Source organism: Nostoc parmelioides FACHB-3921 (assembly GCF_014696625.1).
GTDB lineage: Bacteria > Cyanobacteriota > Cyanobacteriia > Cyanobacteriales > Nostocaceae > Trichormus > Trichormus parmelioides.
This window is the reverse complement of sequence record NZ_JACJQL010000076.1, coordinates 14966-27166: the sequence shown is the minus strand read 5'-3', so window position 1 is coordinate 27166 and position 12201 is coordinate 14966. Positions and strand designations below refer to the sequence as shown.

Here is a 12201-nt window from a genome sequence, read left to right as displayed (position 1 = left end):
TTATTATCAACAAATCCCCATTTTCTACCAATTTGAACTGCTGCTAAATTCTCAAAGAATGACCAAGCACTATCAAATTGAGGTTTGATGGCTAATTTCCCCTTATTGTCAACGAATCCCCATTTTTTACCGATAGCAACCAAAGCAAAACCATTGACAAAAGCTTCAAGACTATCAAACTGTGGTTTAACCACAAACTTACCACTACTGTCTATGATTCCCCACTTTTTAGCAACTTCGACTTTAGCAAACCCATTCAAGAAGCGATCACAATTATCAAATTGTGGCTTTATGACCAATTTACCTGTGTGGTCAATATATCCCCATTTCTCACCTACTTGGACTTGAGCTAATCCCTCATAAAACGACGAAGCATAATCAAGCTGGGGTTTAACTACTAATTTACCATTGCGATCGATATATCCATATCTCCCGTTAATTTTTACATCCCATAACTGAGGTAATGAATTCTCTTTTGCAGACTTAACTGTGATGGGAGATATTGATTGATGAGTATCACTAGATATAGATGGTGTTGAAAACAATGCTAGCCCAGTTATCGCTACTAGCAAAATCAAGGGATGGTGAATATGAGATTGCATGTTTGTGACTTCATAAGTAGTAATGTCACTTATCCATAGCTCAAAACTAGCTCAATTGTCATCCCTAAAAATCATCGGATACACGAAACCAATACCAATCACCACACAAGTAAAATACTTGGTAATTGGCAGCACCAAATGGACTTTCTTCACGATTAGGTTGATGGACAAAACCATAGGATATGACATCAGGACTTAGACCATCACCACCCCAGAAAACACGAAAATATGCACCACCACGAGAATCCATAGCGTATTTATCAACTTCATATAAACCGAGTTTGCGGTTTAATGTGATTTTTTCTTTTGCAGAAATAGGAAGTTGTACCCGAACTTGTTCAAACGCCGATTGCGATATCATAAATGCTAAACGACGGGGAATGTAGAACTTGAGCAGGACATAACAAACTAAAACTATACCTGCAATGATAGTAACTTCTCTCCAGGGTACAAAAGTTTGCCTTCTAAGTCTAATACTTTTCAAATTCTGTCTTCCTAAAGTTCTCAATCCCCAGAAGAGAATTGCCAATATTGCAAATATTGGTACACAAACAATTGACACCAGCATGACTGGAAAAAAGAAACTATTTAATGCACCAGGATAAATACTGATAATTAGAATTGCGACACAAATAAATAAGGTTATACATATTGCTATTTTGCTAAATATTTTCATGGAGTAAGTTATCCATATTTAAAAAAATCATTTTTAATAAACATTATATTTTTGTGATATTTCTCATGATTTACTATTAAAATCACTTTGGTTTGGGTTCCCAGTTAAAATCATAGGGACAATCGCATTCTTGAGCTTGGTTACAGTTAATTACCATCCTGCTAAAGCAAAAATTTAGGAGAGTCCCGTTGTCAAATTTGACTCGTAAGCTACCTGGACTACGTAAACCAGCACCATGATAACCAATAATTTGATACTTAGAGCTTAAGTTTGATACATTAAAGAAATATGGTTTAGGACTGAAGCTATTGTCACCCTTTAAATCATTTAAACAAAAGGCTTTTGTGATATAGCGTTGTGCGATAATTTCTGCTTCATTTGGAGATGGGTCGCCAATTGCACTGAGAAAATTATCCGATATTTTAGTGATTTTATGAGCTTGATTACAGTCAACTATATGAGTTTTTAAAAAGTTTACTGGGAAAGCAAAACGTAATAAAAAATAAATTAAACCTAGTGTTATAACAAGTGTTAGAATTCTAATCATTGAGATTGGAGTAAGTTTGTTCATTAACTACAAGAGATAACGCTGTTCTAACTTTGTGTTGCTGATAAGAAAATTGCGATCGCCAAGTGCTACAGATGAATACAGAATACTCCATTACGGGTAGCAGCAATTACTTGTTGATGTGCAGTATCTATTGCGATCGCCTGTATAATTGCATCTGTTTGGTACTCTGCTTTCACAACTCCATCTTGGATATTTAGCAAAGCGAGGGTTTTTCCTGCTCCTAATACTAGGGTTTGGTCATTGAGAAAAGTAATATCACTTTGCCAAAGATTTTCCTCATCATGCTGATGTTCGATGTATGGTAGCGATACTTCCCAAACTTTATCGAGAACAGAAGTTGGTGTAGGATGATTATTTATTCCCCAATGACTGCGATCGCTAAATAGCTGGGAACGATTAAATCGACGGTATGTCACCAATAGCTTGTGTTCAAAATGATAGCAAGTATGGATAAAAGTGTCCTCATTGGGACTAAAAATAATGGTATCGTAAAGTTCGCTTTTTTGTTAATGGTAAATCTTGAGGCTTTTTAAATAATAAAAAACAAAAAATTAAACTTAGTAACCATATAATTCTATAGAATAGAAATTTAGCATCCTCCAAAGTTGGAATAGTTGGTAAAAATAAAATTACAACACCAAGAAATGGGGTAGTCAGAAAAACCAGAAGTTTGAAATTTCGATGATACATTTTCTTGCATTTACTAAAATTATTGGCATAACAGCCACCACCCTCGCGTCCACTTTCAGGTATGCTTAGTTGCTAACTGCCATGTTTTTTCGACTTACTCACCATGAAAACTAAGCCAGAAGCAATAATTTGATAAGGAATGAGCAAAACTGCCCCAGTAATAGCTTTCAAAGTCCACCCAATGCCCATTATCGATCGATAAAGTTTTATTGCTTCGTCTCTGAATTCTGGAGCAATCTTTCTGAGTCGGTCTTCGTCTGACCAGCCATTAAAATCAAAACCCAGATAATCAAGCCGCATCTCGGCATATAAATCTGGTAAATATGCCAACAAAGTAACTAGAAGTACGCACGTCATCAAAGATAGAAAACTGCTTAATAGCAAACTAGTCACATAACCCTTCCGCCTTAACAGAGAGGGCATTGCAAATGGCGTTATTACCATCATTACCAAAATAGAAAAATAAATTGCTGAAGACATATACTGCATTTTTACCTAACTATTTATTCCATAGGCGAAAATCACATCATTAATTGTACTTACTGAACTGATTATTAATTTTGATAAGCAGGCAGTTGACAGTTGGTAAAAGCCATTATTATTAGGATTTTCAGTATTTTAATGATGGTATACTTCTTTACGTAAAACTATATTAGTAAACTTCGTCGATCGCAGTTTGCTTGTGTACCCGATTGCTCTCTTCCAGGTCTTACCCAAGCTATATCTCTGTCAGAATCCAACGTCATTTGCGTATCTCGCTCTACATCACTTTGAAATCCACCACGGGTTGAAAATCCTGGATTGTTGCGAGGACTGGTAAACATATGATAAACAATTACTGCCTCTGTCCGTCCCCAAAGATATTGTTGCGCTAGGGTCTCCGCACCCCTCGCATCTCCAACAACAAAACATTCGTTTTGAGCGATCGCGCGATCGCTCAAAGGACGGTAATGGATCTCAAATTCTGCTTGAGTTATATCAAGGTGTCCACTGATAAAATTAACAACCTTTTTACTTCTCATCTGCTGGCTTTTCATATCTTCACAACTTTTGCCTATATACTACAAAAAGTAGTATATAGGCTACACTAAATTTATTCGATTAAACTTGAGTTATGCGAACAATTGTAGTTGGCGATATTCATGGTTGCTATGCAGAATTGCTTCAACTATTAGCCAAAGTAGAAATTACAGAAGAAGATTGTTTAGTCTCCTTGGGGGATATTGTGGATCGTGGGTCTGATTCAGTAAAGGTGTATGATTTTCTCAAAAATCGTCCTAATACCGTCGTCTTGATGGGTAATCACGAACGCAAACATCTCAGGCAAACTCTTTCCTACTCCCAGGAAATTGTCAAATTACAATTTGGCGACAGCTATGACGAATTTTTAGAATGGATTAGTCATCTACCCTATTATCATGAAACCGAATCGGCAATTTTCGTTCATGCTGCGGTGGAAGATGGTATACCCATCGAGGAACAAAGGGAAGAGGTTTTATGTGGTTGCACTGCGGGTGAAAAACACCTGGGAAAACGCTACGGAGATAGTTCTTGGAGTCAGTTATATACTGGTGTTAAGCCAGTAATTTTTGGTCATCGCGTTGTTGGAGATAATCCCCTCATAATTCCCCAAAAAACCTACGGTATTGATACTGGAGCCTGTCATGGTGGGACGTTGACAGCCATAATTCTACCTAGTTTTGAAATTGTTCAAGTACAAGCAGCTAAAGACTATTGGCGAGAAGAAATAGTTAAATGGCAGTTGCCAGTGATGAAGGCTAAACCCTGGGGTAGTTATAAGTGGGAAAAAATTCAGGCGATTTGTGATGAGTTTAGAAATTGTGCAAATTCAGAATTATCGGCTTTTATTGCCCAGAAGGAACAGTGGATGTACGATTTACTTGCCCTTGCTCCCAAAATAATCTTGAAAGTAGAGGAAAAACTGGCGGAATTGATTTCTGTTTATGGTAACGATGGGTTCAAAAAACCAGCTCGTTGTTTTACCTACGCCATCCTACTATATCAAGCTAATGCTAGCAATCTGACAAGCAAATTTCTCCAACAAGCCCTGCCGACACCAGATAAGTGGTTGCAAATCATGAAGGAATTGGAAGTTTAGCCTGGTAACAGGTGTACTTATCCCTAAAGTCCAATTATTAATCCCAATACAATTGTACCTACTGGACTGATTATTGATTTTGATGATTAAATTTTTACCAAAAGCGATTCTCGTTCCCAGAGGCTGAGTCGCAAGCGACACGCTACGCGTTTACGCAGTATAGCGAAGCTAACGCCAACGCGTAACATCTCCAAAAGGGAAATTGCTTAACACAATCCTATCAATACAAAATAACCACCCCGAAAAAAGGCTTAGGGTTAACCAATAATATTTTTAACCCAGTTCGCCGTAAGTCCCCCACTGAATTCGGTACTCCGAATCAGTGGCGGGATATAAGGCGAGAAAAACCGAAATCGTTCTCAAGCAATACGAGGCATAGCCGAGTAAAGACGGAGAACATTTGAGGTTTTTCTAATATTACGTATAACGCTCTTAACAAAAAATATATATCGTGGTAAAATAAGTTATACAAGGAGGTGATATTGAGTGCTACATAGGGTTGTACAAGTTCGTTTATACCCATCCAAAGAACAACAAATACTATTAGCTCGAACGTTTGGATCTGCCCGTTGGTGGTGGAATTACGCGCTAAATAAGTCTATTGAAGTTTACAAAGAAACGGGTAAAGGACTTACACGCGCAGCACTCAATGCACTACTTCCTGATCTCAAAAAAGCAGAAGATACTCATTGGTTAGCTGACTGTTATAGTCAAGTTTTACAAGCCACAACACTCAATTTAACCACTGCATATAAAAACTTTTTTGAGAAACGTGCTGGTTTTCCTAAGTTCAAATCCAAGCATGGTAAACAGTCAATTCAATACCCTCAAAACGTCAAGATTGTAGATAGCAATGTAAAACTCCCAGGAAATATTGGGGCAATCAAAGCCAAAATACATAGACTGATTGAAGGGAAAATAAAGACTGTTACTGTTAGCAAAACACCTTCTGGCAAATACTTGGCATCTATCTTGATTGAGATAGAAGGCGAACATCCTACTATTAAAGAAGGGACAATTTACGGCATTGATTTAGGAATAAAGCATTTCGCTGTTGTAACCGATGGTGAAAAAGTATCTAAATACGACAACCCTAGATATATTGCCAAGCATGAGAAAAATCTCAAGCGTAAACAAAAGAAGTTAGCCCGTAAACAAAAGGGGAGTAACTCAAGGAATAGATATAGAAAAGTAGTTGCCAAAGTGTACGAGCGAGTTAGTAACTCACGGCAAGATTTTCTACATAAACTTAGTTACAAACTGACGAGCGATAGCCAAGCTGTCATAGTAGAAAATCTTCATGTCTTGGGCATGGTTCGTAATCACAATTTGGCGAAAGCAATATCTGATTGTGGATGGGGAATGTTTACTAACTTTCTAGCCTACAAGCTAGAACGCAAAGGTGGAAAGTTAGTTGAGATTGATAGATGGTTTCCCAGTTCCAAGCTTTGCTCTAATTGTTTTTATCAGATTGGTGAAATGCCATTAGATGTCCGTGAGTGGACTTGTCCTAGTTGTGGTATTCAGCATGACAGAGATGGAAACGCAGCACAAAATATTAGAGCAGAAGGAATCAGAATGCTAAAGGCGGAAGGTTCAGCCGTCTCTGCTGTAGGAGGGGAGGTAAGACCAAAACTAGGGCGAAAGTCCAAGTTGCGGCACTCGCCTATGAGTACAGAAGCCAACACTGTACTTGGTACTCCAAGTCAGTGTGGGTAGTTCACGTAAGTAGCTAATTGATTACCTACATCCCGCGTGTTGGCATATTCATATGATGCGGCCGCCCTGATGTCACTGCTAGTAGGGACTTGGAGCAGTTTCTCCCACACTGTTAGTCCAGATGTCGTCTGGCAGTGATCGATCTCGGTGACACACCAGATCGAGGTCAGGATACGTGATTGTGTCTACTGCCGCTCGGTTGCCGACTACTAGGCATCGCGTTGCCTTGGCGCTGCGATTCTCAAGGAAGTGACCTACTGGCACTCCTGCTTGAAAAGTTGCGGCATCGCCAGGACGTAGTATAGTCTCTGCGTCTCCTTCAATGAGCGTGATTTCGCCTTCGAGGACATAGACCATTTCATCCTCAGCACTATGCCAATGCTTGAGTGATGAACGAGAGCCAGGTTGCAGGATTTCGATGAACGCACCGAACTGGGTAAGCCCTCCTGCTTCGCTGATCCAGAGCGTGCGATTTGGCTCGTGCGCGGCGTGAGAAGGGTTTTCCTCTATGATAAGACGTTCGGGAGTGATAACAGTCATGTTGACACCTTTTCTAAACGCAAAGCTATCATATCTACTGCTGTGAAAGATTAATCCGCATAAAATCCCAGATGATTAGCAACTGGGCGATCGCGCATTGGTATTTTAGTATGGGTAGGAGCATTTAAAATTTTTGGCTTCCCCTCTTTGTCTGGATTTGCTACTACCAATGTAGTAGAACCTCCTCCATCGAGATTTATGGCATTATAAACACCCAATTTTGCCATAAATTGAGTTAATTCTCTTTTAGTAAATCCTTCGCTATATAGTGGTTGTTTACCATCTACTAAAACTAACCACAATTTCTTACCTGTTTTGTCGATAGCTGCAACTACTCTCGAATATGGTTTGTCGGTTGAGGAATTTGCATAAATATTTATTTTGGGTTTTCCTTGAAAAACTAATACGTCATCTCCTGCTAGTCCTTGAATAGTATTTTTTGGACATTCTTCACCGCCGGGAATTTGGGCTTGGTTGTTGTTATCAAAGCATAAAACATACCAACTTGATTTTTTACCAGCATATATTTTACTATTAGAAATAGTTTGTCCTAATACCTTTGTCTTATCTCCACTGTGAGGATAATAATGCCACGGTGTCACCTCCTTAAAAGGATAAAAATAGCTTCCGTTGATGGCAAGTTTAACTTGAAATTCTGCGACAAATTCAGATGTTGTTCTCGCTTTGGTTTCATTGTCGATAATGGCTTGTTTTGCAACTCTGATATTTTTTGATAAATTCTCAATAGCTGGAGTGACAAATGGTTTAATTCCAGGTGTATTTAAATCAATCGTTACGATATGAATGATTAAAGGACGTGGCTTTGACTCGATCAAACGCTGATAAACAATCCCCCGAAATAATTCTTGTTGGTTTTCACTACGAGGTGGACGACGAAAATGACCCCAACCATACATTAATATTGGTAAAAACAAGAAAAAACCACCGACAATAAAGCAATAGTTAGATGTTTTGGGACTATATCGCCATTTCATTGCCAAATTTGCTAATTTATTGGTAATTTGGAAATTAATTTAATGTTACTCTAAGCTGAAATATGGATCGTGATAATTTCAATTTTTGTCACCAAAATTTGCAAAATCGCTCATTTAAAGCAATGCAACTTCATGATGCAAATTTTAGTGGTGCTGATGTGCGTGGATGTGATTTTTCTCATGCACAATTACAAAGAGCTAATTTTGTGAAAGCAAAATTTGGTCAGTCATCTAGAATATTTATGAGTTTGCGAATCACTGCATTCATTGTTTTATGCTTAACTTTTGTAGCAGTTAGCGAAATGGCGTTTGGCGTAATAGGAAACACTCCAGAAATACCGGCATGGTCATATACTAAAGCTCTAGTTGTCAGCTTGGCAATTTCTGGATTAGGTGCAAGTTTTAGGAGGGTTTTTACTCAAGAATCAAGCTTAGAAAATTTGATTACAACTATATCAGGTGTATCTTCAGCAGCATTAATTGGTTGTTATTATGGTGGTGTGCTGCAAAATAAAAACCCTCAATTTGCTGCAATATCTGCAATTATATCATCCATAGTAGTAGCAATTTTATGTTTTGTATCTAAGAATGATTTGATGCGAGTAATTGTCGCAGTCGCGGGGTTTGTTTGTAATTACGGTTTAGCTTTTTTAATTAGTAGCGTCGCCTTCGCCTACTTGAGTACCCAAAATTATCTAATCGGTAGCATTTGGGGAATTTTAACTGTGATTTTACTGACTGTAACCATGCGATCATTAAAATTGGCCATTCAAGAAATCACCGCTAATGGTATTACTAATTTCAGGGGTGCAAATTTAGAAAATGCTAGATTTGACTCAGATATGGATCATAAGAAAGTTGATTTTACTGCTGCGAATATACATAAGATTAACTCTTAAGAAACATAGATTATTTTATCGATATAAAATAATAAATGCTTGTTATTAACGATTTTTTGTCTACTTTTTTCATTCATTCCAATTCTTTGGGCGACTTTGTGCGATTCAATGTTTGCTTTATCACAGCTTGCTACAAGATAATGATAGCCAATTTCGTGAAGTAATTCTACTAAATGCTTCTTCATAGAAAGATTCTAGGCTTATATTCTATTCACAGTTTTTGCCTTTAAAGCATCTAAACTTCACACTTTTGAATCTATTTAAGCGCTTCATTACAAGTTTAAAGATAAAAGTATTTTCTTGATAGCTTCTTAATGCTAATTTGGTTAGATATATCCTGGTAGTAACAGTTTAGATGATTGATATTGAAGGAGTAATTCATCAATATAGTTTGCTATCCATGAATAATAAATGGGCTGTTAAACGGCTGACGATTAATCTCACTTCAAGTGAAGTAGAGAGATTAGAAAAACATTGCTCAACAACAGGACGACCAGCAACAGATGTGATTCGAGAGTTAATTCGTTCTTTGACTGTTGAAGAAATATCAAACACAAATTAAAACCTTAAACCTGATCCAAATTACAGGCTGAGACATCAGCAAAGCTAACATCTAAATCATCACCAACTGAGCCTGCTAAAAGTTATTCTGACTCTCAAAATGACTCCATAATTACTGGGCAAATCAAACAATACAAAAGTGAAGATGGTAAATTGATTTCCTTTATAACCTAAAATATATGTATTATTTACCAGATAGCCAGCGAACTAACGAATCCTTACGCTGTTGTTCTTTTTCGGATGGACTCAGTTCAAAAGGGCTTTGCTTTTTGAAGGCTTGAGGATTATACATTCCAGTTTCCCAGTTACCATACATGGGATTGGGCAATGCAATATAAGCAGGCTCTATAGTTTTATTATTAGGAACAGAGTCAAATATTCCATAATAGTTTGAGTATTTTTCTACAGATTTACGCCGTTCTTGATTAGTGACACCAACCTTCTCATCAAAATCATTGAGATTGTCGCCTATTAAAGCAATTACAGTATATTTTTTGCCGTCAGCCTTACCATTTTCTATAGCTTCTCGTCGCCATTGCTTTGAAGTGTTTTCTTTGCCATCAATAATTTTAGTGAACTCTCCTTTGAGTAATACGGTTTTAGGATTGACACCTTTGAACCCGACTGATTTCAAATTATTGATTGTTGCTATCTCTAAATCATTATTTGGGCTACCTTTTTGGCTGCTTCTATCCCGGTTAGAGATAAAAAAGACTGTACCACCATTGTTATTAACGTAATTTACAAACTTAACTGCACCAGGGACAGCCTTAGCTTTGGCTGCTGCCACCCATTTATTCCAGGTTGATGATTCAAAACCGCTATTAGTACCAATTAGACCACCTTGGTAAGCACTATTGTCAAGAACTGTCTCATCAATATCAACAATAACGGCTGGTTGCTTTACCCTTTTGGCTTTGGCTTGGTCAAAGACAATTTTGGCGATGTTAAATGCTTGGTAAGTCAGGGCTTGATATTCTCCCGACTGCTGTACCCAGTTAATAGCCAGTACGGACTGTTCATTTAATTGTGCATTAGTTATCTCTGCGGTATCTTGCTTAAGCCCTACAAGAAGTAGGCTTGAAGTGAGTAATGTAGGAAGTGCAATCAGCTTCAAATATGGATGATACATTTTATTGTGTAATCCTTGACCTATGTTGACAGCTTATTTGCTGTTAGCAAATTTATCTGTACATTTGTAGCACACTGAGCAGAAATGTCACTCAATTCAATTATCTAGGCGATTCCGTTCCGTCAACGTCCTGGCGATCGCCTACATCTCGCCGAGCGATGGCGTAAACGCCCAGCGTAGCTGATCGCAGCTTACCAAGAAACTGGGTCTAAAGCCCCGTCCTTCAAGGACGGCTTTGATTATGGTATAATATTTGCGTAGGAGTTTTCCACGTAAAATGATTGTTTTAGAGTTTAAAGCTAAAGGGAAAACAACTCAATATGTAGCCATTGATGAGGCGATTAGAACCTGTCAATTCGTTCGCAACAAAGCTATTCGTTTTTGGATGGATAACCGAGGTGTAGGGCAGAAAGACTTATATCGTCTTAGCAAGGTTCTCAGACATGAGTTTTCTTTTGTCAAGGCTTTGAACTCTAGTGCTTGCCAAGCTTCTATCGAACGGGCTTATAGTTCTATTGCTCGTTTTTACGACAACTGTAAAAAGTCTGTTCCAGGTAAGAAAGGTTATCCACAGTTTAAGAAAAACAACCGTTCAGTTGAATATAAAACCTCTGGATGGTCACTTTCTGAAACTAGAAAGCAAATCACTTTTACTGACAAAAAAGGTATTGGCAAACTCAATCTCAAGGGAACGTGGAATTTAAACTTCTACCAATTGGAGCAGATAAAACGAGTTAGGTTAGTCCGTCGCGCCGATGGGTATTATGTTCAATTCCTGATTAGCGCAGATAACAAAGTAGAAACACAACCGACTGGTAAAACCATTGGTTTAGATGTTGGTTTAAAAGAGTTCTACACCGATAGCAACGGACATACAGAACCTAACCCTAAGTTTTATCGCACAGGAGAGAAGCGTCTAAAGTTTAGACAAAGGCGCGTTTCAAGGCATAAGAAAGGCTCTACCAATCGCAAAAAAGCCATTAATAAATTAGGGCGAGTACACCTCAAAATAAGTAGGCAACGTGAAGAACACGCTAAGAGAGTAGCGCGTTGCGTAATCCAATCTCACGATTTGGTCGCCTATGAAGATTTGAGGGTTAAAAACTTAGTTAAGAATCACTGTCTCGCTAAATCTATTAATGATGCTGGTTGGTATCAATTCAGAAAATGGTTGGAGTATTTCGGTGTGAAATTTGGCCGGATAACTGTAGCTGTTAATCCTGCGTACACAACAAGCCAATGCTCTAATTGTGGCGCAGTAGTCAAAAAATCTCTATCCACAAGAACTCATGTTTGTGAATGCGGATTTGTGATGGATAGAGATTGGAACGCAGCGATTAACATTCTGAAACTAGCCTTGGGTATTACGGGTCACGTAGGAACCTGGATCTATGATCCGAACGCTTCAGGAGATTCGACCTCTACTCATGCTGGAGAAATCTTGTGTGAGCAAGTTGGGTCTATGAATGAAGAATCTCCGCACTTATAGGGCGGAGAGTGTCAAAGTTTATTGCTCCTTACCAACTGGGAATCCGAAGAATAGTTGCATTTGTGATGGCATAACCTTCCGCCATAGGCGATCGCCATTATCTCAAGGGTTCTACTGGAGGATGATGAGGGAGTACCAGTCGATATGTATCTACCAACTTGGGTTTCTAATATCCACACAATTATGCAGGAAAATAACCATACAGCAA

14 protein-coding genes are annotated in these 12201 nt (G+C 38.3%); 5 read left to right on the top strand and 9 right to left on the bottom strand.

Annotated features, from left to right (window positions below):
* From H6G14_RS28230 to H6G14_RS28205, 6 genes are all read right to left on the bottom strand, one after another.
* Positions 1-602, bottom strand: a 602-nt coding sequence (locus H6G14_RS28230; RefSeq protein ID WP_190571700.1) for a WG repeat-containing protein, incomplete at its 3' end; no start/stop codon positions are given.
* Positions 603-666: 64 nt separating this feature from the next.
* Complete coding sequence (locus tag H6G14_RS28225; protein WP_242053931.1) at positions 667-1170, bottom strand: hypothetical protein; 504 nt, start codon at positions 1168-1170, stop codon at positions 667-669.
* Between the two features lie 190 nt (positions 1171-1360).
* The gene (locus H6G14_RS28220; RefSeq protein ID WP_190571696.1) at positions 1361-1849 is read right to left on the bottom strand and encodes a hypothetical protein; all 489 of its coding nucleotides are present in this window, start codon (positions 1847-1849) and stop codon (positions 1361-1363) included.
* A gap of 65 nt (positions 1850-1914) precedes the next feature.
* Positions 1915-2268 carry a hypothetical protein gene (locus tag H6G14_RS28215; protein ID WP_190571694.1) on the bottom strand — a complete coding sequence of 118 codons (354 nt, stop codon included), beginning with the start codon at positions 2266-2268 and terminating at the stop codon, positions 1915-1917.
* 343 nt (positions 2269-2611) lie between these two features.
* Complete coding sequence (locus H6G14_RS28210) at positions 2612-3028, bottom strand: hypothetical protein (RefSeq protein WP_190571692.1); 417 nt, start codon at positions 3026-3028, stop codon at positions 2612-2614.
* Between the two features lie 158 nt (positions 3029-3186).
* Entirely contained in the window at positions 3187-3561 is a 375-nt protein-coding gene (locus H6G14_RS28205) for a hypothetical protein (protein WP_190571703.1), read from the bottom strand.
* A 92-nt stretch (positions 3562-3653) separates the two neighbouring features.
* On the opposite strand from H6G14_RS28205, the gene H6G14_RS28200 reads away from it, so the two are divergent.
* On the top strand, positions 3654-4658 hold the full coding sequence (locus H6G14_RS28200; protein WP_190571690.1) for a metallophosphoesterase family protein: 1005 nt from the start codon (positions 3654-3656) through the stop codon (positions 4656-4658).
* Between the two features lie 486 nt (positions 4659-5144).
* Entirely contained in the window at positions 5145-6377 is a 1233-nt protein-coding gene (locus tag H6G14_RS28195) for an RNA-guided endonuclease TnpB family protein (protein ID WP_190571688.1), read from the top strand.
* 78 nt (positions 6378-6455) lie between these two features.
* Here H6G14_RS28195 and H6G14_RS28190 read toward each other — a convergent pair whose 3' ends face one another.
* Positions 6456-6917 (bottom strand): cupin domain-containing protein, encoded by a 462-nt coding sequence (locus H6G14_RS28190; protein WP_190571686.1) that lies wholly within the window; start codon positions 6915-6917, stop codon positions 6456-6458.
* 50 nt (positions 6918-6967) lie between these two features.
* Positions 6968-7912: a phosphodiester glycosidase family protein gene (locus tag H6G14_RS28185; protein WP_190571684.1), complete on the bottom strand. Its 945-nt coding sequence runs from the start codon at positions 7910-7912 to the stop codon at positions 6968-6970.
* A 62-nt stretch (positions 7913-7974) separates the two neighbouring features.
* Here H6G14_RS28185 and H6G14_RS28180 point away from each other — a divergent pair, with 62 nt between their 5' ends.
* Together H6G14_RS28180 and H6G14_RS28175 are read left to right on the top strand one after the other, a co-directional pair.
* Complete coding sequence (locus tag H6G14_RS28180) at positions 7975-8811, top strand: pentapeptide repeat-containing protein (protein WP_190571682.1); 837 nt, start codon at positions 7975-7977, stop codon at positions 8809-8811.
* Between the two features lie 400 nt (positions 8812-9211).
* On the top strand, positions 9212-9373 hold the full coding sequence (locus H6G14_RS28175) for a ribbon-helix-helix domain-containing protein (RefSeq protein WP_190571681.1): 162 nt from the start codon (positions 9212-9214) through the stop codon (positions 9371-9373).
* 183 nt (positions 9374-9556) lie between these two features.
* Here H6G14_RS28175 and H6G14_RS28170 read toward each other — a convergent pair whose 3' ends face one another.
* Positions 9557-10504 (bottom strand): 5'-nucleotidase, lipoprotein e(P4) family, encoded by a 948-nt coding sequence (locus H6G14_RS28170; protein WP_190571679.1) that lies wholly within the window; start codon positions 10502-10504, stop codon positions 9557-9559.
* 277 nt (positions 10505-10781) lie between these two features.
* Here H6G14_RS28170 and H6G14_RS28165 point away from each other — a divergent pair, with 277 nt between their 5' ends.
* Positions 10782-11993, top strand: coding sequence for an RNA-guided endonuclease InsQ/TnpB family protein (locus H6G14_RS28165; RefSeq protein WP_190571677.1), 1212 nt, complete (start codon positions 10782-10784; stop codon positions 11991-11993).
* Positions 11994-12201 lie beyond the last annotated feature (208 nt).